The organism is Vibrio sp. sp1, assembly GCF_016920955.1.
GTDB lineage: Bacteria > Pseudomonadota > Gammaproteobacteria > Enterobacterales > Vibrionaceae > Vibrio > Vibrio alginolyticus.
The window spans coordinates 3,288,466-3,313,933 of sequence record NZ_CP060589.1; the positions used below are offsets into that span (position 1 = coordinate 3,288,466).

Genomic DNA, 25,468 nt, shown 5'->3' on the forward strand with positions numbered 1-25,468 from the left:
CTGTTTTTGTTTGCTCTGCAAGCACAAAGCAAACAAAAACGAGTGAATACTTAACCTCAGAAAAGGAGCTTCGGCTCCTTTATTTTTACTCATTTCGACAACCGTATTATGCTTTAGGAATCGGCACTTTAGTGTTACTCTAGCCACGTCATAACAACGAGAGTTTTGAAATGAGCAAACTTACATCAGATATCCAAGCGAACCTTGACCTTTTTGTTGCAGAAACGAAAGAAAACCAATTGGTTTGGGGTTTACGCAATGAAGAAGGTTGGCTATCTTGCGATTCAACTGAATTCGAAAACAGCGAAGTCATGCCTTTCTGGTCTTCTAAAGAAGATGCAGAAGCACATAATGTTGAAGAATGGGCAGATTTTACTGTACTAGAAATCCCATTAGATATCTTTGTTGAAGATTGGCTTTTGACTCTTGCTGAAGATGGTGTTCTTGTTGGAACTAACTGGAACGATCAGTTAGAAGGCAAAGAAATGGAGCCTCAAGATCTAGCAAAGCTTTACATTGATTAAAGATTTCTGACCTCAACTTTATGTTGAGGTCTTTCTTTTTTATGCCTCTTCTTTCAATATCTCGACCAAGTGCATAGTTTTACTACTCTTTTTCTTAGTACACCCAACTTAATCACAACGCTGATGCGTTAAAAGCGCTATGATAACTCAACTTTAAAGGCACCTTAAATTAAAGGCTCGTTTAAACATGCGCGTGCTCTATCCCTTGCTTGCGTCACTTTTGCTCACTCCAGTATATGCAAGCGACACTCAAGATATTGAACCAAACCAAAATATCACACAGTGGCACTCTGTCTACCAAACCACACTACGAAGCAACCCTGAGTCGGCATTGAGCATGCTTCAAGATCGCTACCATACAGCGAAATCGGACAGCGAAAAGCTCTACGTAAGTGGATTGATTTATGAATATATGTCAAACATAAATCAGCCTTACTACGGCAGCAGTCAAGTCTTAGACAACCATTTTTCTCAATTAGAATCAGAATATATTCTTGCCTTAAATGAACGTAAGCATGGTAGTTACGAGGCCTCAGTAGATAGCTTTTCTTCTTTGCGACAGACAATGAAGAAAATATCCGATTCCGAAGGCAAGGCTCTGATGAACTATCAACTTTGTTATACGCTGAATCAACAAGGTCGTTATCACAAAGCAAACTTTTATTGCTCATCCATAGAGAGCCACTTAAATCATAAGCATCAAGAAAACTTCCCTGTTGATCTTGCTTTGCGCGTGGTAGCAAATAACTACAATTACCGTGGTGACTATGAAAAAGCCTTAAGTTTGTATCGACAGTTGATGGCCAACATGTCGACGCAAAGCGATCCTTCAGGGATTTACAATGACATCGGCAATTTACTTGCAGAGCTGGGGCAATTTGAACAATCAGAGCAATATCTCATTCAAGCCTTACTGGTTCGCCAAGATGAAGGGACACCTCTTGAAGTTGCGCAAGTCGAACATAGTCTAGGAGCGATGTACAGAAAATCCAAAGAACTCGATAAGTCCATCAGCCACTACAAAAATGCATTAACGATTCTCGAACAACTTCATTATCCATACGGGCAAGGGTTGACCTATTTAGGGTTATCTGCTGCTTTGGCCGATTCTGGGCAATTGGATACCGCGGTAGATTACATTGGAAGAGCATTAAACATTGCCCAAACTTATGAGAATACGCACCTTGAAACAGAGGGTCATTTGGCTGCTGGATTGGCATATTTAAAGAACCATACACCCGAAAAATCGATTGAACACGGTACAATTGCGTTAAGATTAGCGGTAAAAAACGCTAGGCCCTTATTGCAAGCGCAAGCCCAATTACTCCTCTCAAAAGCATACCAAGCTCAAAATGATTACAAAAAGGCGCTGGAGCATCACAAGGCCTACTCGACGATTGAACTAACGAACCGAGACGCGAGTAATATCAAGGCGTTAGAGGCACTAGATCTCACTAAAAAAGAGTATGAATATGATCTACAAGTCGCGCAGTTGAACAACGAAACTCTTCTAAGTCAGTACCAGTTTGAAAAACTCACAGACCAACAACGCACTTATAATTTTGTTGTTTTCTGTTTATTGATTCTCCTCGCTCTGGCATTGATGGTTCAGCGACAAACACGCTTAAAAGCCAAAATAGACAGCTTAACGTGTGCATTAAACAGAGCGGCAATTATAGAGACGATTAAAAGCCACACCTCCAAAGCGGAAGGAGACTTCCGCTACGTTCTAGCATTAATCGATCTAGATGACTTTAAGGCGATTAATGATCAGTATGGTCATCCGACTGGCGACTTAGTACTACAACAGGTATGCAAAGCGCTTAAAGCTAAACTTAATAAGGGAGAGTACTTGGGTCGTTTAGGTGGAGAAGAGTTTATCTTGCTATTGAAAAACGTCGATGAGATTGACGTTCCCTTTAGAATACAAAGTCTGCATAAAACAATTTCAGAAAAGAGTGTACATTCGCTTAATAACCATCAATTGAATATATCTGCGAGTCTGGCCTATCTATCAACCTCAATGCCACTCACCAACTTTGATGAGCTCTATTCGATATTAGACCAAGCGTTATACAATGCTAAGAAGCAAGGAAAAAACTCCCTTGTGGATGCATACAACGAGCCGATGAGTTTAAGTGCTGAGTATATTCTCTAATAAAACCAAACCACCAGCGTAGTGGTTTGTTATAGGTGGAAGCATCAGTAAGACATTCAGATGCAACACCATCATCAAGGAGTCTTTGTGCCCAAGGCAAGAAAAAACATTCAGTCTCTAGAGCGAGGTTTTCTAATCCTCGAGTTGCTCTCGATGAGTGAGTCTCCCCTATCATTACAGACGATCAGTAATGCGATCCAGTTAAATAAGACGACTGTTCACGGGTTACTTGCGACTCTACACTCTCTTGGATATGTATCCAAACACAACCATAGCTACAGCCTAGGGTTTAGATGCTATGAACTGTCTAAGCCGATTGAACAAAAAAACGAAGCTATCCGACAACATTTTGTTCCATTGCTGAAAAAAATGGCCCAAATGACTAACAACACTGCTTACCTCGCTGTACAAAGTGGCGCTAAAGAGTACTTGTATATCGATGCTATAGAGCAGGATAACCCTCTTACTATCCGTAGCCCGAGAGGGAAACGAGAAGGACTCACAACATCTGCGATCGGCAAGGTTTTTCTTAGTTTTGATGATGAGCTTCGCCGAACATTGCGCCTTGAAAGCCAAATATCCCCCACGTTAGAAACTGAACTTAATCAGGTTGTATTATCAGGTTACGCACTCGATTTAGAAGAGGCAGAGCCAAACCTCAATTGCTTAGCGATCCCCCTTTACTTGGATGGTAAAGTCGTTGCTGTTGCAGGTGTTAGCGGTGCTGCCTCCGAACTGACGGTCACTAGGCTAAAACACTTTGCCAGCATCTTTCTCAAACTTTAAGATTTGACAATGTCGAATCCTAGGCCATTTTTGTACTGTTTTGATTACATGCTTATACGTCGCCTCTAATATAGTCGTTGTTCAACTCAACAACGTAGGAGAAGCGATGTCTACTGTATTAATCACTGGCGCTAACCGTGGCTTAGGCTTGCAATTTGTCCGCCACTACCTTGGAAAAGGTTGGCAAGTTATCGCAACTTGTCGTTCACCAGAAAATGCTAAGCAGCTCAATGAACTAGTAACCCAACCCAATCAACTTCAACTGATGGCTCTAGACGTCACTAACCAACAAGATATCGATCAGTTAGCCACTCAATTAGCGGATCGTCCGCTCGATCATTTAATTCTTAATGCAGGTGTATTAGGCGAAGAGTGTGCAAAGCTTGGCGAAATGACCCAGAAAAAATGGCTAGAAGTACTAAACATAAATACCGTCGCACCTGCCCTGCTAATTCAAGCCCTACAAGACAACGTTGCGAAAAGTCAGCACAAAACCATCGTGGGAATCTCAACCCGAGTTGCGAGTTTAAGCGATAACAGTTCAGGTAACATGTACAGTTATCGAGCATCTAAAGCAGCGCTTAATCAGGTTCTAGTATCAGCAGCACGCAATCTCGAATCGCAAGGAGTAAAAACTGTCGCAGTTCATCCCGGCTGGGTAAAAACCGATATGGGCGGTGAGGACGCAACCTTTTCTGCCGAGGAAAGTGTTGCAGGCATTGTTTCGGTCGCAGAACAGCTAACACTTGAGCAATCCGGAAGCTTCCGCGTATTTGATGGCTCTACAATCGAATGGTAACTGTTCTCTAAATGACGTCTCCCGGCCAAATTGAAGGCCGGGAGAATACAGTAAACTAATAGGCCAAAAAGATAAAAGCTCGCACTATCGTCAGACAAGCGAGCCGTTATCGTCTATGGTGTTGTACTACCGTCAAACGCTGAGGAAGTCAGCGATTGCAGAGGTGTCATTTAGGCAATGATTTCCTGTGAAACTCACTCAATCATCCCACTCAGGCGCTAGCCCTTCAGGGTTTACTTCGCGGCCATTTCTTTCCAACGCATCTATCTTTGCAATCGCCTCTTCACTCAGATTAAGTTCAAGTGCTTTCAGGTTACTTGCTAAATTCTCTCGTTTAGTTGAAGACGGGATCACCGCGTAACCTTTTGACAAAGCCCAAGCAAGCGCGACTTGAGCTGGCGTGGCCTGATAGTCCTCAGCAATACCTGCAATAGTTGGGTCCCCAAGTACTTTCCCATATGCCAAGGTCATGTAAGACGTTACCTGAATATCGTTTTCCTGCATGAAGCTGACCAACTTACGATTTTGCAAATAAGGGCTAAGCTCGATTTGGTTAGTAACAATATTCTCTTTACCGACCACTTCTATCGCTTGTTGCAACAAGTCAATATTAAAGTTGGATACGCCAATATTACGGGTTAAGCCTTGCGATTTAGCTTCAAGTAATGAAGCCATGTATTCGTTCAAGTTATTGTTATTGCCAGGCCAGTGGATCAAGGTCAAATCCACATAATCTGTATTTAGCTTTTCTAAGCTCTCTTTTAGACTTGGAATGAGTTGTTCCGTGTTCATGTTATCAACCCAGATCTTGGTCGTAATGAATAGCTCATCACGTGCAATACCGGACTGTGTCAATACTTCACCGATTTCTGCCTCATTACCGTAAATCTGTGCAGTATCAATTACGCGGTAACCCACTTCTAACGCATTACGGACTGAATCCTTAACTACTTCACCCTCTAAACGAAACGTGCCGACGCCAAATGATGGTACTTTCATCTAAATCTCCTGAATTATCGATTTTATAGTTGATTCGAAGCAAAACTTTACGCCGCAAGAAACTTTCCGTAAAGTTAACAATACTCAAATCTAATTTGAAATATATTCAACAATGAAAGCTACTCTAGATGAAATGCGCACCTTTATGGCCGTGGTCGATACGGGTTCAATCAGCTCTGCGGCTGAACTGTTATCGATGACCGTCTCGGCGGTGAGTCGATCGGTATCTCGGCTAGAAGCCAAACTCGAAACGACCTTGTTAAATCGCACAACCCGTAAGTTAGATGTTACTAATGAAGGAACGATATACCTCGATAAAGTCAGACATATTGTAGAAGCAGTAGAGAATGCCGAAGCACAACTGAAAAGCCAGAAATATAAGCCTTCTGGCCTCCTACGAATAAACGCAGCTACCCCCTTCTTACTGCACGTACTAACGCCGCACATTGCTAAATATCAGAGCTTGTATCCAGAAGTCGAAATCGATCTCAATTCCAATGAGGAAAATATTAGCCTTTTGGGAACAAAAACCGATGTTGCTTTTCGTATCGGTGAGCTACAAAACTCAACCATGCGCGCGATATTTCTTGGTAAAAGTCGGATTCGAATCGTCGCGAGTCCAGAGTATTTAAGACAACATGGTACTCCAACCTCAATAGATCAGTTACTCAATCACAAGCTACTTGGATTCAACAAGCCGGAGTATCTTAAGGAATGGCCGATCATGGATGATAAGAACAAACTTCTGCGTATTATGAGTAGCCTAAGATCTGATAATGGCGAGACGCTAAGATGTTTAGCCTTACATGGTGCGGGGATAGCTTGCCTGTCTGACTTTATGACCTACTCTGACCGACAAGCTGGTCGCTTAGTGGGCGTGCTTAGTGAACACACGCATAATGTCGAACAGCCAGTTCATGCGGTGTATTACAAAAATGCCAGTACCTCACGCCGGATCAGCTCTTTTATTGACTTCATCAAGCAAGAAATCAAGGTAGAGAACCACCAGTTCCTTTAAAGACCACCGCTGTTTGTGGCAAAACACTTTTGTCTTTTTGCCGCTTTTTCTCACAACAAAAATCTCATAGTGTCCTGAATATCAGGGAGGCACCTTGCCTCCTAGTACTCAAAGTAATAGTCAGGCTTCATAATGCATAAAGATTTAAGTAACAGATTCACCATCGGTGTTGAGCTCCCCCTAGATAATGACTGGACCCAAGAAGGCCAGACAAAACGCCTGCTCCAACGAAAACCATTCGGCGTACCAGACATGAGTGCACATAAACAGCGTATTATGTTAGCCGATAAGTTAGGCTTTAACGTAGCGTGGGTGAGAGATGTCCCGTTGTACGACCCTAACTTTGGAGACGCGGCACAAATTTATGAACCGTTCAGTTATCTTGGCTATCTCTCTGCGTGCACCGACAACATTCTACTAGGGACAGCAGCGATAGTATTACCGTTAAGACAACCTTGGCTAGTGAAAAAAGCCGCTGCGACCATCAACGAGTTAAGTGGTGACCGCCTGATACTCGGTGTGGCTAGTGGAGACCGCCCTAGTGAATATCCCGTTTTTAATGCCAACTTTGACAGCCGTGGCTCAGCTTTTCGAGAAAGTGTAGAGATTTTGAAAGATACGCAAAATGATAAACTGGGTAACGATCTACAGTTATTACCCGAGTTTGCTGATATTCCTATCTATGTCGCAGGGTTAGCGCAGCAAAGTCCACAATGGATAGGAGAAAACCTAGACGGCTGGCTCGCCTACCCAGGCACACCTGATGATCATGAACACCGCGTTGCACTTTGGCGCTCCGTAGCGGGAAACAAACCCTACGCCAGCTTTATTCATCTTGATTTAGTCGATAACCCAAATGCACCAGTCGTTCGGCATCATTTTGGTATCCGGGCCGGAGTCAATGGCTTGAGCGATGAGCTAGAAAAAATGCAAGAAGCAGGAGTCAATCACATCGGGTTGCATTTCCGTCGTAATAGCCAACCAATTGATAAATCAATGGAACAGATCGCTCAGTACGTGTTGCCACGCTTTAACTAAGATCAAATAAAAATATGTGCCACCTTACTAAGGGGTGGCACGCTAGGCTTGGCAGTTGGAAAAACAAAAGCTGCAATAACGACAAAATTCTTTTGTTAAAACAACAATAATAGTGTTATTTTAAAGTAAGTCTTGGTTGAATAAAGTCGATGAACGCGGAAATACGCTTAGAGACTGAAGAAGATTTGTAGAACACAGCATTGACCTGTTCTCGTCCAGTATTTGTGATTTTTTCCGATTCAAACAATGCCACTAACCGTCCAGAATCAAGATCATCTTTCACCATAAAGCCAGATAAACATGCAATGCCGTTCCCTGCCAGCACTAACTGTCTAACCGTTTCACCACTGCTGGATAGGATATCAGGCTCTATCATCTCAAACCCTCGTAATGGCCACTGATTTAACACTTTAGCGCCAGAAAAACCGATCAAGTTATGACTGCGCAAATCGCCCACCGCTTCAGGGAAACCTCGTTTAGATAAATAACCAGGCGTGGCCACGATAAATAATGGGCTTGTTCCTAAAGGTTTAGCATGCAGTGTTGAATCCGATAATCGTCCAATACGTATCGCCACATCGGTTCTTTTTTCCAATAGATCCACAAAACCCTCATTAGAGGTAAGATCGAGTTGAATATCAGGATAAGCCTCTTTAAATGGCTTAATTAACGGCACGAGTTGATGTAAAACAAATGGGCTAGCGGCATCAACTCTTAAGCGCCCCTTGGGTAATTCACCTCGTGTGATGATCTCTTCTTCAGCTTGCTGTATTTGTAGTAAACCTAAGCGAACCGCTTCAACAAACTGATGCCCTTCCTCAGTAACTTCGACTCTGCGCGTCGTGCGATTCAGCAACGTTACCCCCAACTGTGATTCAACTTTACTAACCGCACGAGATACCCTAGCGACTTGAATACCTAGTGCATCAGCAGCGGAAGAAAATCCGCCACTATCCACAACTGCCATTAGAATCTCTAATTCATCTGATCGGGTTAACATTTCACCCCCTTTCCTAACTGCGCATTTCCTTCACTTATAACAAAAGTATTTTGTAATAAACACCATTTTTCGCAACGAATAACTCTTTAATAATACACGACATGGAGACGGGCTATTCGTTTATCCATTCATATTCAATGATTATAAGAGAGAGTTGTTATGCCTTTAGCTTTACTTGCATTGACGCTTAGCGCCTTTGCTATTGGAACCACGGAGTTTGTAATTGTCGGTCTGATACCGACTATGGCCTCCGACCTCAACGTATCATTACCTTCAGCGGGTCTTTTAGTTAGCCTGTACGCACTTGGTGTCGCGGTTGGTGCTCCCGTTTTAACAGCGCTGACTGGTAACTGGAAAAGAAAGTACGTTCTGCTTTCTGTTATGGCACTGTTTGTTCTTGGCAATCTGTTAGCCTGGCAAGCACCTGGATACAACACTCTAGTCACAGCAAGGATACTGACCGGGCTTGCACACGGTGTGTTCTTTTCGATCGGCTCGACTATCGCCACTGGCCTAGTGTCAAAAGAAAAAGCCGCTAGCGCAATTGCTATTATGTTTACCGGTCTGACCGTAGCTCTAGTGACGGGCGTGCCACTTGGCACCTGGATTGGCCAGACATTTGGTTGGCAGGCAACCTTCCTAATCGTCGCGATCCTTGGAATCATCGCACTGATAGGAAGCGCTCTGCTAGTGCCGAGTAATCTGAAACAACCACCAGCAACCAAGCTGTCATCGCAAGTAAAAGTCTTGACTCAACCTCGTCTACTTTTGGTGTACGCAATCACCGCGCTCGGTTACGGTGGTACGTTCACAGCCTTCACTTACTTGGCTCCTATTTTGGAAGAAGTTTCGGGGTTTGGCTCTAGCGCTATCAGCCTAATTATGTTGGTTTATGGTGTATCAGTCGCATTCGGCAACATCTGGGGCGGAAAGATGGCCGACTCTATGGGGCCAATCAAAGCTCTGACAGCGATTTTCTCGGGCCTAATTGTGGTATTGCTCGTGTTTAGTGTCACAGCATTTAATCCAATTTCTGCAGTAGTGACCATTCTTGTCTGGGGTGCGTTTGCCTTTGGTAACGTTCCAGGGCTTCAAGTTTATGTTGTCAAACTAGCAGAGAAATATTCACCTGATGCAGTCGACGTCGCTTCTGGTCTCAACATTGCTGCATTTAACGTAGGTATTGCACTGGGTTCTTGGGGCGGTGGCCTTATCGTGGCCAATGCTGGGCTGATGCACACACCTTGGATTGGCGCGATCGTAGTATTAGGTGCTCTACTACTAACCCGTTTCAGCGGAATGCTAGACAAGCGTGGAGAGCAGCACGCAACGGCACACTGATTCACGTTCCAAATCGATAAAAATCACTTAAGTTAGCCCGGCATTACGTCGGGCTTTCAATACAGAGTTTAAATACACCATTGACTGAAGTAGAAAGTTTATTCTACCCTTAAGTAAAACAAACGTTCTACCTGGTGTATCAAATAGTGAAAGAAAAAATCGCAGCAAGCCTAGAAAAAGCATTCAGTCAGTATGGCTTCGCCGAGCCGAGTGTGCCCCGACTCAAAAACGCCTGCGAAGTCAGCCTGAGAACCCTGTACAAATACTACCCCTCCAAGGAAGCGATGATTGTTGCAGCTCTCGAGCATCGCCATCAAAGGTATTTGAGTTTTTTGCTCGAAGACGCCCCTGCCAATGGAACACCGGCTGTATTACACCTATTCACTCGCCTCGAGGATTGGATGAAGGAGTTTGCACCGAATGGCTGCATGTCCATCAATGCATTAGCAGCCTATCCAGAAAATCTATCGATTAATCAAGCAGTAAAACAACACAAATTGGCGGTCCGTCAGCTTATGCTCCAACTAAGTCAGCGAGAAGACCTCGCAACCACACTCTTCTTGTTACATGAAGGTTTATCCAACGCATGGCCGGTTCTCGGTCACGCTGCCTTTGCATCCGCTGAACACACTCTGCTAGAACTAATGAAGGAGAACAATCAATGACCACAATCCCGAAAGTAATGAAAGGCGTCCAACTTATCGGTCATGGTGGGCCAGATATGCTTCGTTACCGCGATGATATACCTGTGCCAGTCCCCTCGCCTGATGATGTATTGATCCAAGTAGCCGCCGCCGGAGTCAATAACACCGACATCAATACCCGAACAGCATGGTATTCTAAAAACGACGCCAATAGCATGGATGCAAGTTGGTCAGGAGACGCGCTATCTCTCCCTCGAATCCAAGGTGCCGATGTATGCGGTACCATCGTCGCTGTTGGTGAGAATATCTGCCCATCACGAGTCGGCCAGCGCGTGCTCATCGAACCATGTATTACGCGCTTCAACAGTCAAGCACTTAGCTTGCCTTGGTACTTCGGTTCAGAATGTGATGGTGGCTTTGCTCAGTTCACTGTTGTTGACAGTAAACATGCATATGCAGTGAATAGTAGTTTATCGGATATCGACTTGGCCTCCTTCCCTTGTTCTTATTCAACTGCAGAGAACATGCTTGTCCGCTCTAATGTCACAGCGAGCGATACCGTACTGATTTCAGGGGCATCCGGTGGTGTTGGCTCTGCCGCAATCCAACTGGCGAAGGCGCGTGGAGCATACGTCATTGCTATCGCCAGCCCAGAAAAGAAAGAACAGATCACGGCATTAGGAGCAAACCAAGTTATCCCTCGCGATGCAAATTTAACAGCGACTCTCGGAGAAAACAGCGTTGACGTAGTGATTGATTTGGTCGCAGGAGAGCAGTGGCCACAATTTCTTCAGGTACTAAAGCCAGGATCAAGATACGCTGTTTCCGGCGCCATAGGCGGCCCAATTGTCGAGCTGGATGTAAGAACTCTTTACCTTAAAGACCTAACGTTATTTGGTTGTACCGTTTTGGCACCAGAAGTATTCGGTAACTTGGTTCGCTATATCGAACAGAACGCAATTCGTCCCTTAGTCGCGGAGTCATTTCCCTTGAACCAGATAGGTCAAGCGCAAGAAGTATTTTCGCGCAAGCAACATATTGGGAAACTGGTTTTGGAAATCACATAGCTTTTCGATTAACAGCGGCCTATACAAGTCGTTGTAATTTGAGAACACTTTAAGCATCCTAAAAAGTTCTCAATACTTAGAAGATCGCTACGGTTGGCTTAGCTTGTTATCCCTTTTCATCACGCTAAGCCAGCTTGTAAAAATATGCGTGTTTGCTTCTGAGTTATAAATGTTTAATACCAACATTATCTTACTTCTAGCGTTCATGAACAGAACCGAGATCTGAATGACTTCGGTGTTAAACCTACGATCCTATTAAATATTTTCCTGAACGCGCTCACATCTTGGTAACCCACTCTAAATGATATTGCGTCAAATGTTAGGGTTGTCGACTCAAGTAAATCACAAGCTTTTTGTACTCTTAAGCTTTGTATGTATTGGTTAACATTGAAACCTGTCGCCTTTTTAAAGCGTCGCTGCAATGTCCTTTCTGTTAAACAACTCAACTCTGCAAGCTCTTTATTGCTCAGTTTTCCTTGATAATGATCGTTTATATAGTGCTGTAGTTGAACAATTACCTCATCACCATGTTGGTAGTTTGGAGTAAACTGTTGATAAAAGCGTTGCTCTCTCGGACCAGTATCAATAACCAACATTTTTCCTAACAGGCGCATTACTGCCGGTGACGCAAATAAGGAAACCAGCTCCAAACCTAAATCCACCCATGACATCATACCCCCAGCCGTAATGATCGTTCCTTCGTTAATAAGGATGGCTTCTTGTCTTACGTGGATATCGGGAAACTGACTCGCTAATGAAGGAGCCAAGCCCCAGTGTGTCGTACAAGACTTATTGGTCAACAACTGGGTTTGAGCAAGAATAAAAGTACCAGCGCAGGCGGAGGCTAAAATCGCACCTTTACTATATTGGACATTTAACCAGTCGAGTAGCTCTGGCTCTGGTTCTAAGTAATATTGACCAGTGCCGCTAGGCGGAATCATTACCGCTGTTTTCACATCGAAGTGCGTGTTTGACCAGTGATCCAATATCTCTACTTCAAAGTGCACATCAACGCCCAATTTAGCCGCCGCACGGTTTGCCATCTCGAAGAGTTCGCTTAAACCATATACGGAGGCTTGCGAGCTATCTGGGTAATTAACGAGTGCTATTTTCATTTATCTTCAAGTGTCGCTTTTTGACTCTTTTGTGTCATTTTAGACTCTAAAGAAGGTGGCTAAAAGTCTTTATATTATTCGTACCGCAATGATCCTCAATAAAAGGAAAAGAAAATGACTCAAAAAGCCCTACTTGTAATTGATTTGCAAAACGACTATTTCACGGAAGGAAAGTTTCCTTTATGGAATACAGAATCGACTTTAGACAATGTTAAGAGAGCAATAACTAAAGCCAATGAGCAAAACATTCCTGTGATTCATATTCAGCATATTGCCGACCCTGCCATGGGTATTGCCCCATTCTTCAATGAAGGCAGCGACGGTGCCAATATTCACCCAGAAGTTCTTGCTTTAGCGCCGAATTCCGAAATCGTGGTAAAGCACTTCGCAGATAGCTTTGAAGGAACACGTTTAGAAGAAGTATTGGCAAGCAAAAATGTAACGGAGTTACTTGTATGCGGAATGATGACACAAAACTGCGTGACACATACTGCTATCTCAAAATCTGCGGACAAGTATGATGTTTCGATCTTAATGGATAGCTGTACCACGGTCGATGAAATGATTCACAACATTGCACTTCACGCTGTCTCAACGAGAGTTCCCCTCGTAACTATTGAAGATAAGCTGTAATACACGCAAAACCTTTCGCTCACACAATGCGGGCGAAAGGTCACACATATATGCACTTCCATTGATATTTGCTTACTTTGTGTTAAACATTGGTTTCCAAATAGTTACAAGGAAACGTTTATGAAATGGATAGTCGTATTGTTTATTAGCTTATTTTCAGTTTTCAGCCATGCGAAAGAGTGGAAACAAATTCGCTTCACTGTTGAAGGGGCTTACCCTCCATTTAGCTGGACGACAAAAGAGGGAAAGCTAGAAGGGTTTGAAGTCGACCTCGCTAACGCGTTATGCAAAGAGTTAGAAGTAAAGTGCGTTATCTCAAAAATGGATTGGGATGGCATCATCCCTTCTCTCCTTAGTCGCAAGAACGATGCGATTATTGCTGCAATGACAATCACAGAAGAACGAGAAAAGAAAGTCGATTTCACCGTCCCTTATGCAAAAGTACCGACTCGTTTTGTAATGAAAAATGATAGAGAAATCAACATGGAGGACGGCAGCCTAAATCGTTTATCTATTGGAGTTCAAAGAGCCACAATTGGTGATAAGTACCTTTCTGCCTTGTATCCAGATATTGATATTCGTCGTTATGGTACGTTCGATGAGGCATTTACCGATCTACTCAATGGACGGTTAGATGCTGTATTTGGCGGCTCAATCGGTTTAAGTGCTGGTTTTCTTGAAACTGCACAAGGTGAAGGCTATCACTTTACTGGACCAGCGTTTACAGAGGAAAAGTGGTTCGGCCGTGGCGTTGGCGTAGCAGTGAGAAAACAAGACAAAGAATTAAAAGCATTACTCGATAGCGGAATACAAAAATTGATCCAGAGCGGTAAGCATAAAACCATCGCCAGCAAATATTTCTCCTATAGTATTTACGAGTAATCTCGTTATTTTTTATAGCCTGCGCGGTATAGGAAACTTCCCTTTCCCTATATGGCGACAAAAACAGAGCCCTCGAGCAATCGCCCGAGGGTTATTTTTATAAAAAAGCCCACGTATATAAGTAACCCGCTCCCATGGCCATCGTTAAGATAACGATTAGGAAGGCAGCGATCATTTGGTTCTTAAAAATTGATTTCAACAAAATCACTTCTGTAAGACTTGCGCCAGCACTACCAATAATAAGCGCCATAACAGATCCAAGAGCCATACCTTTTTGTACTAGTGCCGCGCTAAGTGGAATGACCGCCTCTGCACGGATGTACAATGGAATACCAATGATTGCTGCGACCGGAATCGCGTACCACTTCGCTTCACCAGCGAACTCCGCAATGAACTCCGTCGGGATGAAGCCATAGATAAATGAACCAATCGCAATGCCCATCATGAGATAAGGGAACACTTGCTTAAAGTCTTTCCAAGTTGATTGCCAAATACGTGCCCAGCGGCTAGGTTCTTTCTCTTCCAAGACTGTCGCTGTTGCACTACCGTCTGATGAGCAGCAAGACACTTCCACTTTAGGTTCAGGTTTTGGTGCATCACCACAGCAAGATGTTTTCGCCGCAACTGGCGTAGGTTCATTGCAAGCGCTGGTACCACAGATTGATGCTGGTCTCGCTTCTTCTTTTTTCTTGCTGGAATCGCCACAAGAAGTACCGCACGAAGAAGAACCTACCGCTTGATATGCTTCTGGTTTGACGTAACGTTCAAACCCTAGTTTTTCAAGTACATAGCCTGCTACCACTGATACTGACATCGCGATAGCAAAGTAAAATACCGCAACTCTCCAACCAAAAGTCACCACAAACAAGCCAATAATCACTGGGTTAAGCAACGGGCTTGCAAATAGGAACACCATCATAGGTCCAAAACCTGCTCTTGCACGCAACAAGCCTTTTAAGAAAGGAATGGTCGAACACGAACAGAAAGGCGTAATCGAACCTAGCAACGCAGCAATGAAGTAACCTTTACCCTTTTTCGAGCTGAGAATAGATTGAATTTTTTCTGGCGTTAGAAAATCTTGCAACACACCGACAATGTAGCTAATTGCCAGAAATAAGATGATAAGTTCGGTTGCTAGAAACGCAAACATATCCAGCGCTTCTTTAGCCATAGTTATAATTTCTGTATTCACATTTACTCTCCTCGTCATTTTTCGCTAACAAGCTTACCTGATAGACAAGCCTTTATTTCGACACTTCTGGAAGTATAGAATCACAAAACAAAAGATCAACAAAATATTTCCATAAAAATGGAATAATAAAACTAGTCAATACTTATCATAAAGTTACATGTCGTTAGCTATGCAGACTGGTTGTCGATGATAATTTCAGAGCATCTCGAATCCTTTTTATCAAACATAACCTAAAATTATCAAAATAAGAAAAAACCATAATTATTTCAGCAGCACCCTCTGAGTTAGTATGACTTTCGACCATTCTTAATAATAAGCAAAACCTATGAGAGCGATAACTTACCAACGAGATAACGATACTTTCTCTTTATCCGAATTACCTACACCAAAACTAGAAACCCAATTGGATGTATTGGTTAAAGTTAACGCTGTTGGTTTGAACCCTGTCGATGCAAAAATTCATTATTGGTCAGACATGGTCACTAACATGGATAACAATTTTGTTGGCGGGTTAGACGTATCAGGAGAAATAGTCTCTGTAGGCGATGCGGTCGTTGATTGGAAGGTTGGCGATAAAGTGTTGTATCACGGAAACATGAGACGCCATCACGGTGGATTCGCTGAATTTGCTATCCATGATTCAAGAACGCTCATAAAGCACCCTCAGGTTCCGGTTGAAGTGGCAGCATCTACACCTTGCGCAGCCTGGACCGCATATCGCGCTTTGGTAGACAAGCTCGATATTTCAAATCGAAGCAGCATTTTTATCGCCGGAGGTGCTGGCGGCGTTGGAAGCTTTGCTATTCAGTTAGCAAAGACATTTGGTGTTGAACAGATCATTGCTACTAGTTCAGAAGCTAATCACGCATATTTGTCCTCGTTAGGAGCAACCCATACGATTGATTATCATCATGAAGATGTAGTTCAGCGAGTAATGGACATTACCGGAAATCATGGCGTTGAGGTTGCACTCGATTGTGTAGGCGGTGATAACGATCGAATTGCAGCCTCGGTGTTAACCTTTGAGGGCGAAATGGTGGAGCTCGTCAAGACTGTCGACCCTTCTCAATATCCAGATGCCTTCTTAAAAGGCTTGGGCTTCCACCAAATAAGTTTGGGCTCTGGTCATGTCTTTGGCGAGAGAGGGTTTGCAAGTATCGTTAATGCCGGAAAGGAAGTGTCTGAGCTATTAGAAAATGGAGAATTGGAAGTACCGAAACTGAAGATCATCGGCTTAGAGGATGTAGGTAACGCACTCTTGGACATGCGAAATCAGAGAACAGTTGGAAAGATTGTCGTTAATCTGAACCAAAAATAATTAATAAAGATCTCGAGGCAAACTGGCAAAGTAATGAGCAAGTTAAAGCATCTTGTTACTTTGCCAGATATGAAAGACCTTTATTTTGTCTATAACGATGAATGAAAAACAAAACCTCTTGCCATACTTCCCTGCGCTTCACCAAAATTAGGCGTTTTCGAGAGTGTCTCTCCAAGTCGCTAGCAATTTAATATGACGTGGTTCAATCCCACAGCAACCACCAATAATGCTTGCTCCCTGCGCATGCCACTTTTTAGCATACTCAAGATATTCAGTCGGAGAGAAATGACGAACTTCCTGAATGGTCTCGTTGGCTTGGTGCGCTTGCTTTATCGGAGCAAAGCTATTTGCGAAAACACCTATCGTCAATTCTCTACCTGACTCACTCAATACTGCTTGTGTATCTATGATCGCTTGCTCGACAACTTCAGGAATAGAGCAATTGAAAAAGATACCTGAAACATTTGTTTTCAACAGCGTATTAACCGCGACTTTAAGAGATTCCCCTGAGCGAAGGCGAGGCAAAGAGTTAGGCTCATCCATTAAGGTGAAAGCAAGATAATTGGGCTTATCTGTTTTGGCTAAAATTATTGATAGAACTTCAACTTCAGCGAGGCTAGACACGGTCTCAGCTAACCAAATATCAACATATTGATCTTGAGCTTCAAATAACTCAGAAGCCACTTCCAGTGCCCTTTTCGGCTCGAATAATTCAGGCCTGTAAGACCCCATTACAGGAGGAAGAGAACCCGCAACGAGCACTCTACCGTTAGAGCTGGTGACTACATCTCTGGCAATTTTAGCTGCAGATTTTGCTAAGTCAGTCCCCCGTTTTGCATAGAGTTCCTCGCCTAAGTGAAATGGGACACATGCATAACTGTTGACAGTGATAATCTCAGCGCCAGCGTCTATGAAATTCTCATGGGCCATTTTTACATGTTGTGGTGATTCAATTAGCGCTTGTGCACTCCAAAGCGGCTGAGAAAAAGGGGCGCCAATACGTTTCAACTCTCGCCCCATGCCACCATCTAAAATTGTTACTTTCTTCATTTAGACATCCATACCGCCAAACATCCATAAGCTCTATTCAAACACAATTTTTATCAATTCAAAATGAAATTGTTATGTTTAAAGTGAACAAAGACTTAATGGCTGATTAAACACTTTAGTATTTACCAGACCTTTCATTCGGACCAAGCTAATGTTATCGCCATTAACTTCGAGTAAAAAGCCCATTATCTATGTCTCTCGGCGAGGCGAACGTTACGAGCCACAATAGTGAATGAAGTGATTGAGGGACTCGCCCTCAATCAAATTTTCTTTTTATTATAAGACTTTAGATAAAAACTTCTGCAATCTAGGGTTGGTGGGGTTATCAAAAAATCGCTCAGGAGAGTCAGAAACCAAAAGCTCACCATCTTCCATAAACAACACCCTATCAGCGACCTCTTTTGCGAAACCCATTTCATGAGTAACCACGACCATCGTCATTCCGTCCTTGGCCAAATCTTTCATCACATCAAGAACTTCTCCAACCATTTCAGGATCTAGTGCTGATGTGGGTTCATCAAACAACATAATGTTGGGCTTCATTGCTAACGCACGAGCGATTGCGACGCGCTGCTGCTGCCCACCTGATAAATGATTAGGATAATTATCCATTCTCTCCGATAGACCGACTTTATAAAGCAAATCTTTTGCTTCTTTCTTCACCGATTCAGGGTCACGTTTAGAAACCTTTAAAGGTGCCAACATGACGTTCTCTATCGCCGTTTTATGTGGAAAAAGGTTGAAGCCTTGAAATACCATGCCCACATCAGCGCGTAGTTTATTGATATCCGTAGATTTGTGGTACATATCGATACCATCTACGATAATAGACCCACTATTTATTGTCTCTAATTGATTGATCGTCCGTAAGAATGTTGACTTACCAGAACCTGACGGTCCTACGATGACAATCACTTCCCCTTTTTCTACATTTACCGATACGTCCTTGAGCGCATGGCAGCCATTAGGGTAAATTTTATTAATTGTTTTTGCTGAAATAATGTATTCCATTAATGACTCCACCATTAATCACTTGCTGCCAATTTCTTTTCTAACGTTTGTATTGCCCAAGATAAGGTACTAGTCAGAAGCAAATAAAGGGCCGCTACGGTAAACCAAACTTCAAATGGGGCAAAACTACCACTTACGACTTCCCTGCCCGCTTTTGTCAGATCAGTAATCGAAATCACGGAGACAAGTGAGGAATCTTTTATCAGGTTGATAAACTGCCCGGCTAAGGGAGGTAATGTCTGCTTAAACGCTTGAGGTAAAATGACATAAATCATCGCTTTGGGATAATTCATTCCTAGTGAACGCGCCGCTTCCATTTGTCCTCTTGGAATTGACTGGATTCCTGACCGCACAATTTCTGCGACGTAAGCGGCGGTAAACACGGAGAGCGCTATCACTCCCGCAGTAAAACGCTCAAGGTCAAGCACAGTACCAATAAAGAAGTAAACGATAAAAATCTGTACTAAAAGAGGCGTTCCACGAATAACCTCGACATACACAAGCGCCAGCTTTTTTAATGCCGGATTGCTGGATATGCGCATTAGTCCGACAACTAAGCCCAACGCTAGAGCAATGATAAGTGACCAGAGTGAGATTTTAATGGTCGTCACAACACCATCTAAAATTGGGCCAGAGCGCCACTCTTTTATAGTTGCTAAGGTATCTCCTTCAAAAATAAGATCACCTTCATAGACGTCCACAGACTTATATTGGCTTAGTTCAAGAACAATATCACCATGAATACTCTCCAGAGCCAGTTGGTTATTCTCGTCGAGAATGATGTTCCCATCGACAGGCGCGGTAATGGATGAAGCAGCGTTAGTGGCAATATAAGGAAGGACACGCTCCCAATTCCAGCTGTAATCGATTCGCTTACCTGACAGATAGACAAGACCGCAAATTGATAGCAAAACAAGAACAAAAACAGCGTTCCACAATAGGGATTTAAAGTTATTTTGCATGTGATTCCGAGAATGACTTTGATTAAAGTTGGTTGGGTATTTGAATAAAGAAAAGCGTTAGCTTCACAGCGCGAACCGTTTGGTTGGCGATGAGCCGAGCCAGAAGCTAGCCGCTCCTCTACAATAACAAAATGATTACTTAACTTGCTTTAACCATTTATCGTCGTTAAACCACTTATCGTAAATGCGATCGTAAGTTCCATCGCCCTTAATTTGACGTAAATAGTTGTTTAAGAAGTTAAGCGTATCTGGATTTCCTTGCGGCACAGCCCAACCCAAAGGCTCGTAAGTAAACGGTTTAGCCAAGTGCATTAACTGCCCTTTGTTTTCCGCCACATAAATAGAGTTGTAAGGAAAGTCATAAACAAACGCATCTACCTTTCCGTTGGCAACCTCAAGTACCGCTTCAGACTGAGTTTCGTATAGATTTATCTTAGCTTTCGGAAGGTATCGTTTTACCGCTTGCTCACCCGTTGTCCCAAGCTTAGTTGCAACAACATATTCTGGACTATTGAGATCGCGGTAACTAGACACTTTACCTTCATGTTTGAGATCTACGAGAATGGATTGACCAATAACCACATAGGGATCAGCGAAATTCACCTGAGTATTTCGCATAGGTGTGATCGTCATCCCGCCCATAATCATGTGACACTTACCAGTCAACAGTGTTGGGATAATGCCATCCCATGAAGTGTTTACCGGCACAAACTTAACATCCATGGCACGCGCCATTTGCTTACCCAAATCGATATCAAACCCGATGTACTGCCCATTTTTTGCTGTCATTTCAAAAGGCATATACCCAGAATCAAAGCAGACTTTTAGCTCCCCTGTACTTTTGATGTCGTCTAAAATTGGGTCTGCATTAACCGTCGTCGAAACAGCTAACCCCAGTGCAGCAAAACACAATAACTTTTTCATGGATATTCCTTTATCATTTGTTGTAAAGTTTTTTTATACACGACAAAAGAATAAAAAACCACAAACAATGACTTTTTAATCACTAGAATTTGTAGGATCGTTACTAAGCTGGAAGATCTGAATGAAAATCTATACCAAGCCATTGCAATTGAATTGCATGCATTAAGTGATTAAGTTGTAGGCAGGTCACTATAACGACAAGAAACATACGCTTTGACTGAATAGTCAGCGTTTCCGAGAGTGGTTTAATTATTAACGAAACCATACAGATATTCGCTTTTTCACATTGACCGTAATGTCAAAAGTGCTTGAGTTTTATTGTTGACAATTCTTCCATAGTCAATGGTCACAAATGTGATGTACAGCACATTTCTATAATGGCACTATCACCTTTGTCGAGAGATATTAACAAGGATTCGTTGGACATCTTGACTTTGTAATACAAATAAAAAGGTGACTATATGAAAAAACTAATGACGCTCTCATCACTATTATTATTCAGTTTATCTGCTACTGCTGGTATTCATGTCGAACACTCTACAAACAAAGTTGTTCTCAATGACTTTACGACAAAAGATGCCGCTTATAGCTCTGCGTTTGATCTTGTCGATGAATACCAAACGCTATCAAAACATGAACTTAGAAATCGTCTAAACATCATTGGAAGCGGTTTCCCTCGTGATATTGCAATCGATGATAGTAAGGTGAGAGTTGAAGAATACGCACTTAACCGTGATGAAGTTAAATATCGTGCAATCATAAACTTCGATTATCACTTCAGAACAAGTGACGGCGGTAAAAACTAAAAAATCATCTGCACCTTTACTTTCTTAGAGCCCTTCCTATTTTAAGAAAGTAAAGGTGTCTAATCATATTGAAACGACGGCTTTTCATAAATCGCTCTCTCCTTACATAAGCAGTATCAATCCCTACCTCTATCGTTTACATAAGAATCTTTTTTCCAATCTTCATTGAGATACATTTCGTCGTTTGGCGCTTTGTCATTCGCTTGGTGCGCCATATGGATTCCACATCACTTAAATGAAAAAGACACTTGAAATTGAGTTTAATTTTCTATAAAGATTAACTAAATCTAAGATCGACAATTGTCGTTACATTTTTATCGTTTATAGCAATATATAAAATGACTATTTTTTAATTAACCATAAAGCGTGAAAATAAAAAAAGGCAACAAGACATTTCTTGTTGCCAAAGAAAAAATACATCATTCAAAAAATATGAAAATGAAAACTAGCAGTGGACTAGCTAACAAAACAATTATATTCAAAACACTTAAACAAGTAACGATCAATATAATCCATTATATATGGACGAAAGTCAGCACTTATGAACTTACACCGATAAATAAAAAAGCCTGAAAATAGTTTCAGGCTTTTTAGCTTTATTAATTTTTTAGAATGAATATCTCGCAGCTATTGCAAGAATATCGTCTTCATTGTCTACATCTGTAATTCTGTATTCTGCTAGTGCTTTAAAATTAGAAGTCAAATCATACTCTGCACCTAGTGAGTAGTAATCGACGACATCTTCATCATCACGCTCTAGATTGTTATAGCCAACTAGTGCCCAAAGCTTATCTGTTACTTCATAAGTGGCAACTGCTTCAATACCGGTGTAATCAATATTACTTTCAGAACCATCTTTAGCCCAGTTTTCACCATCACTGTATAAAACAGAGGCATAAAACTTGTCGTATTCAAATGCAATAGCACCCGTTAGCAGCTCTGCATCTTCTGCACCCGATTGCCCTTCACCTTCGTTGTAACCAAGCGCAACTTTGAAGCCATATGGCAACTTGTAGTCAGCCGCCGCACCATAAGAGGCTGCATCTGTTGACACTTCATCGTTTTCAGCCTGATAGCTAACATGAATATTCAAACCTTCATAGCTTGTCGTTAGCTTAAATACTGAATCGGAGCGACCGGTACCATATAGATCCGCACTTACGCCAGCAGCTTCATTACCAAACTCCGGGAAAATATCCGTGTAGTCAGATACTAAAGTGACCGCACCGTATTGACGTCCATAACTTACTGTTCCGTAATCTGCACCAACTCCTACATAGCCTTTTCGGATATCAAATTCATCATCTTCAATCCCATCAGCATCTCTGCGATTAGACTTAAATTCCAACTCATATAAGCCGAAGGCATAAAGATCTTCATTTATTTTAGACTCACCTGCAAGTCCTACACGAATGTAGCTATTATCTCCGTCTGCATTTTTATCATCAGAGAAATAATACATCCCTTGCGCTCGGCCATGAATATTTAATACTGATTCTTGATCTTCATAAACTACGGCTGAATTTGCAGCACTTGCAGAAAAAAGTGCAGCGATTGCGATCGACGTTCTTGTCATTTTCATTTAATTACCACTACTTGTGTTGTTTGAATCGAGTGAAATTATGAACAGTGGCAATTATTTTTAAAGTGCAAATTCAACCATATTCTATGGATAAATATAAACAAGCCCTCAATCTAAAACATTATGTCCTAGTACTCATATTAGTTGAGATAATCCATCCAAACAGGAGGCGTCCCTATTATTTTTTGAACAGTATCAATGAATAGTTTGGCTAATGGTTGTTGATTTCGGTGAGTATACATTGCATATATTTCCCCTATTGCGGGAAGATTATAATCAGGAAGCAACTGGACAAGATCTTGTTTACTCAAACTCTCCTGAAGAAAGAACTGCCCTATTAAAGCATACCCTAGATCAGATTTTACGGCATCGAGCATTAACTCAGTTTCATTCACGAAGTACTGCCCGTTGATATTATACGTTCTAACGTCGCTTGATGACTGGCTTGGCGCTATACGTAGCTTATCCGCCTTAAAGTTAGCATTAGAGTATATTACTGCTGGCATTTTTATAAGCTCTTCTGGAGAGCTCGGGGCTCCATACTTGTCAATAAAACTCTTCGATGCAACCAGTGCCATATTATTGCTTGCCAACTTACGCACTATCATGTTGGACTCTCGGATTGGTCCGATACGAAACACAACATCAAAACCTTCGTGGATAACGTCGACTCGATTATCATCGAGCAGCAGCTCTACAGTTATGTTTGGGTACTGTTTTATAAACTCTTTAACTGCCTGATTTAAGTATGCTCTGCCAAAGAAAGTGGAGCTTGATATTTTCAAGTTACCCTTCGGTTCATCCTGAAATGTAGCAGCAATACTACGAGTTTCGGTTAGAACCTCTCTTACTTTCTTGGCTTGCGCCACCATCTCAACACCTGCATTGGTCAGGGATAGCGAACGCGTGGAACGGTTTAACAGCCGTAAGCCCAATTCATCCTCTAGCTTTTTGATCTGTTTTGACAAAGCTGAACGATCTATATGATTTCTGTCAGCAGCCTTAGCAAAAGTTCCGTATTCAGAGACATCCAGTAGTAATTCAAGTTGGCTTGCGAGATCCACTGCACAATTCCTTATTTAGTTTTTATTCTTTATGTGATGGGAAATGGATTTTACAAAATTAATTTCAATTTTTTATGGTTCAAATTGCATCAGTGAATTGCAAATAATGCACGAATTAAAAACGCTTTAATTTTCGTCGCTATCTTTAGCTTCTGTTTAGTTATTCCTATCTATTATGGCTTATTACATTTAACAATACTCCACGTCTTTAAAACCCTAAACTGATCTTTTTCAAACCAAAAAATGAGCATTTTGACCAATATTTAATCGTGCATTTTTATCACTACTCTATGTTCGCTGAGGGCCTATTTACCCATAGGTACAATGAATACAATGCCGTTCCTTTTAGTATGAACAGAATCATTTAGGGCGCGACAAATGTTAAAGAAAGTTTTCGGCATTGGCCTTTTATCCGTTTTAGCTGCTTGTGCAGACGAAGAGATAACCAAACAACCTAATACTCCCTTACCTACGATAGACGTCTCCAAAGTCATCTATGAGCCCGTTCAATCGTGGTTCACCTTTACAACAAGGCTTCAAGCCCCAGAGAAAGTTTCTTTAATGCCACGCGTTTCCGGAGTTATTGAAACGGTAGAGTTCAAAGACGGACAGAGTGTCAACAAAGGCGACTTACTCGTCACTCTTGATGATCGAACCTTCAAAGCTCAGGTCTCACGACTTGAAGCGCAAGTTAAGAGTGCTCGAGCTGCGCTAGAGCAAGCAGCAAACGAACAAAAGAGAGCCGCTCAACTTGTTAAGCGAAAGGCCATCTCAGCGGAACAAGCAGAGGCCCGAGATACCGCAGTAAAACAACGCTCTGCAGAACTAATGGCCTTGCGTGCTCAGTTAGAATCCGCAAAGTTAGATCTTGAGTTTACGAAGATATATGCCCCTATTAGCGGCACTATTTCAAGAGCATTCATTACTAAAGGAAACAATGTAAACGCAAATCAAAGCGTTATATCAAACATTGTCTCTAACGATCAGGTATATGCATACTTTGATGTCGATGAGCGAACTTGGAACCGTTACTTCTCGACAATCAATGCCGACTCTAACTTACCTACTCGTCTTGAACTATCTGGACAAAATGGGCAAGAGTTTTTTGGACGCGTTGACTTTGTCGACAACTCCATCAACGAAAACACCGGTACTTTGCAGGTTCGAGCGGTATTCGATGCAACAAAATCAAACTTAAAAGTGGGATCGTTTGGCCGAGTTCAGATATCAACAACCAAACCAGTTGAACGAGTTCTCGTTCCAGAGCGTTCTATTGGCACAGATCTAGAAAACCGCTTTGTATTAACACTCAATGAAGAGAATACGTTGCAATACAGCATCGTAACCTTAGGCGAACGTTACGGAACATTTCGTGCCATCGAGAATGGCTTGAACGCCGACTCAATTATTGCGGTAAATGGCCCAGCAAAAGTTGGCCCAAATAGCAAAGTCACACCAAAAAATGTCACGCTAGATATTAGCAACACTTCATTGATTATGGCTTCAAACTCAACATCGTTGCCAAACAAACGTTTAGCTCAAGACTAAGAAGACA

The 25,468-nt window shown here is 42.3% G+C and carries 24 protein-coding genes; 14 read left to right on the plus strand and 10 right to left on the minus strand.

The window, feature by feature from the left end; all coding sequences use genetic code 11:
• Positions 1-170 precede the first annotated feature (170 nt).
• From H9L11_RS15215 to H9L11_RS15230, 4 genes are all read left to right on the plus strand, one after another.
• Positions 171-524, plus strand: a complete 354-nt coding sequence (locus H9L11_RS15215) for a DUF2750 domain-containing protein (RefSeq protein WP_005377352.1) — start codon at positions 171-173, stop codon at positions 522-524.
• Between the two features lie 187 nt (positions 525-711).
• A complete protein-coding gene (locus tag H9L11_RS15220) occupies positions 712-2,682 on the plus strand; it encodes a diguanylate cyclase (RefSeq protein WP_054577010.1) in 1,971 nt (656 codons plus the stop codon).
• A gap of 87 nt (positions 2,683-2,769) precedes the next feature.
• Positions 2,770-3,468 carry an IclR family transcriptional regulator gene (locus H9L11_RS15225; RefSeq protein WP_017635969.1) on the plus strand — a complete coding sequence of 233 codons (699 nt, stop codon included), beginning with the start codon at positions 2,770-2,772 and terminating at the stop codon, positions 3,466-3,468.
• Between the two features lie 106 nt (positions 3,469-3,574).
• The gene (locus tag H9L11_RS15230; protein WP_054577009.1) at positions 3,575-4,267 is read left to right on the plus strand and encodes an SDR family oxidoreductase; all 693 of its coding nucleotides are present in this window, start codon (positions 3,575-3,577) and stop codon (positions 4,265-4,267) included.
• Positions 4,268-4,465: 198 nt separating this feature from the next.
• Here the strand turns inward: H9L11_RS15230 and dkgB are convergent, their stop codons facing one another.
• Positions 4,466-5,266: a 2,5-didehydrogluconate reductase DkgB gene (gene dkgB / locus H9L11_RS15235; protein WP_053304418.1), complete on the minus strand. Its 801-nt coding sequence runs from the start codon at positions 5,264-5,266 to the stop codon at positions 4,466-4,468.
• Positions 5,267-5,378: 112 nt separating this feature from the next.
• Here dkgB and H9L11_RS15240 point away from each other — a divergent pair, with 112 nt between their 5' ends.
• Both H9L11_RS15240 and H9L11_RS15245 read left to right on the plus strand, forming a co-directional pair.
• A complete protein-coding gene (locus H9L11_RS15240) occupies positions 5,379-6,284 on the plus strand; it encodes a LysR family transcriptional regulator (protein WP_017635966.1) in 906 nt (301 codons plus the stop codon).
• 132 nt (positions 6,285-6,416) lie between these two features.
• Complete coding sequence (locus tag H9L11_RS15245) at positions 6,417-7,322, plus strand: TIGR03571 family LLM class oxidoreductase (RefSeq protein ID WP_017635965.1); 906 nt, start codon at positions 6,417-6,419, stop codon at positions 7,320-7,322.
• 115 nt (positions 7,323-7,437) lie between these two features.
• Here H9L11_RS15245 and H9L11_RS15250 read toward each other — a convergent pair whose 3' ends face one another.
• Positions 7,438-8,322, minus strand: a complete 885-nt coding sequence (locus tag H9L11_RS15250) for a LysR family transcriptional regulator (protein WP_017635964.1) — start codon at positions 8,320-8,322, stop codon at positions 7,438-7,440.
• 159 nt (positions 8,323-8,481) lie between these two features.
• Here H9L11_RS15250 and H9L11_RS15255 point away from each other — a divergent pair, with 159 nt between their 5' ends.
• The 3 genes from H9L11_RS15255 (at position 8,482) to H9L11_RS15265 (ending at position 11,374) form a co-directional block, all read left to right on the plus strand.
• Positions 8,482-9,663 (plus strand): MFS transporter, encoded by a 1,182-nt coding sequence (locus tag H9L11_RS15255; protein ID WP_017635963.1) that lies wholly within the window; start codon positions 8,482-8,484, stop codon positions 9,661-9,663.
• Between the two features lie 143 nt (positions 9,664-9,806).
• On the plus strand, positions 9,807-10,328 hold the full coding sequence (locus tag H9L11_RS15260; protein WP_167415683.1) for a TetR/AcrR family transcriptional regulator: 522 nt from the start codon (positions 9,807-9,809) through the stop codon (positions 10,326-10,328).
• A complete protein-coding gene (locus H9L11_RS15265; protein ID WP_205390897.1) occupies positions 10,325-11,374 on the plus strand; it encodes an alcohol dehydrogenase family protein in 1,050 nt (349 codons plus the stop codon). The genes H9L11_RS15260 and H9L11_RS15265 overlap by 4 nt, the downstream gene beginning before the upstream one ends.
• A 203-nt stretch (positions 11,375-11,577) precedes the next feature.
• On the opposite strand, the gene H9L11_RS15270 is transcribed toward H9L11_RS15265, so the two are convergent.
• Positions 11,578-12,489: a helix-turn-helix domain-containing protein gene (locus H9L11_RS15270; protein ID WP_158156495.1), complete on the minus strand. Its 912-nt coding sequence runs from the start codon at positions 12,487-12,489 to the stop codon at positions 11,578-11,580.
• A gap of 114 nt (positions 12,490-12,603) precedes the next feature.
• On the opposite strand from H9L11_RS15270, the gene H9L11_RS15275 reads away from it, so the two are divergent.
• Together H9L11_RS15275 and H9L11_RS15280 are read left to right on the plus strand one after the other, a co-directional pair.
• Positions 12,604-13,122 (plus strand): cysteine hydrolase family protein, encoded by a 519-nt coding sequence (locus H9L11_RS15275; protein WP_054579520.1) that lies wholly within the window; start codon positions 12,604-12,606, stop codon positions 13,120-13,122.
• A 120-nt stretch (positions 13,123-13,242) separates the two neighbouring features.
• A complete protein-coding gene (locus H9L11_RS15280) occupies positions 13,243-14,004 on the plus strand; it encodes a transporter substrate-binding domain-containing protein (RefSeq protein ID WP_176310985.1) in 762 nt (253 codons plus the stop codon).
• A 97-nt stretch (positions 14,005-14,101) separates the two neighbouring features.
• On the opposite strand, the gene H9L11_RS15285 is transcribed toward H9L11_RS15280, so the two are convergent.
• On the minus strand, positions 14,102-15,196 hold the full coding sequence (locus tag H9L11_RS15285; RefSeq protein WP_205390898.1) for a permease: 1,095 nt from the start codon (positions 15,194-15,196) through the stop codon (positions 14,102-14,104).
• 325 nt (positions 15,197-15,521) lie between these two features.
• Between H9L11_RS15285 and H9L11_RS15290 the strand changes: the two genes are divergently transcribed.
• Complete coding sequence (locus H9L11_RS15290) at positions 15,522-16,514, plus strand: zinc-binding dehydrogenase (protein WP_205390899.1); 993 nt, start codon at positions 15,522-15,524, stop codon at positions 16,512-16,514.
• Positions 16,515-16,661: 147 nt separating this feature from the next.
• Here the strand turns inward: H9L11_RS15290 and H9L11_RS15295 are convergent, their stop codons facing one another.
• The 4 genes from H9L11_RS15295 to H9L11_RS15310 all read right to left on the minus strand — a co-directional run bounded on the left by H9L11_RS15295 (position 16,662) and on the right by H9L11_RS15310 (position 20,461).
• The gene (locus H9L11_RS15295; protein ID WP_205390900.1) at positions 16,662-17,564 is read right to left on the minus strand and encodes a homocysteine S-methyltransferase family protein; all 903 of its coding nucleotides are present in this window, start codon (positions 17,562-17,564) and stop codon (positions 16,662-16,664) included.
• A 276-nt stretch (positions 17,565-17,840) separates the two neighbouring features.
• Positions 17,841-18,575, minus strand: a complete 735-nt coding sequence (locus tag H9L11_RS15300; RefSeq protein WP_170893395.1) for an amino acid ABC transporter ATP-binding protein — start codon at positions 18,573-18,575, stop codon at positions 17,841-17,843.
• Between the two features lie 14 nt (positions 18,576-18,589).
• Positions 18,590-19,537, minus strand: a complete 948-nt coding sequence (locus tag H9L11_RS15305) for an amino acid ABC transporter permease (protein WP_005377325.1) — start codon at positions 19,535-19,537, stop codon at positions 18,590-18,592.
• A 135-nt stretch (positions 19,538-19,672) separates the two neighbouring features.
• Positions 19,673-20,461: a transporter substrate-binding domain-containing protein gene (locus tag H9L11_RS15310; RefSeq protein ID WP_005377324.1), complete on the minus strand. Its 789-nt coding sequence runs from the start codon at positions 20,459-20,461 to the stop codon at positions 19,673-19,675.
• 461 nt (positions 20,462-20,922) lie between these two features.
• Here H9L11_RS15310 and H9L11_RS15315 point away from each other — a divergent pair, with 461 nt between their 5' ends.
• Positions 20,923-21,267, plus strand: a complete 345-nt coding sequence (locus H9L11_RS15315; RefSeq protein ID WP_005377323.1) for a DUF3316 domain-containing protein — start codon at positions 20,923-20,925, stop codon at positions 21,265-21,267.
• 607 nt (positions 21,268-21,874) lie between these two features.
• Here H9L11_RS15315 and H9L11_RS15320 read toward each other — a convergent pair.
• Positions 21,875-22,849 (minus strand): porin, encoded by a 975-nt coding sequence (locus H9L11_RS15320; protein ID WP_033906143.1) that lies wholly within the window; start codon positions 22,847-22,849, stop codon positions 21,875-21,877.
• A 140-nt stretch (positions 22,850-22,989) separates the two neighbouring features.
• Complete coding sequence (locus H9L11_RS15325) at positions 22,990-23,913, minus strand: LysR family transcriptional regulator (RefSeq protein ID WP_085570005.1); 924 nt, start codon at positions 23,911-23,913, stop codon at positions 22,990-22,992.
• 378 nt (positions 23,914-24,291) lie between these two features.
• Between H9L11_RS15325 and H9L11_RS15330 the strand changes: the two genes are divergently transcribed.
• A complete protein-coding gene (locus H9L11_RS15330) occupies positions 24,292-25,461 on the plus strand; it encodes an efflux RND transporter periplasmic adaptor subunit (protein WP_053304410.1) in 1,170 nt (389 codons plus the stop codon).
• The last annotated feature ends 7 nt before the right edge of the window (positions 25,462-25,468 follow it).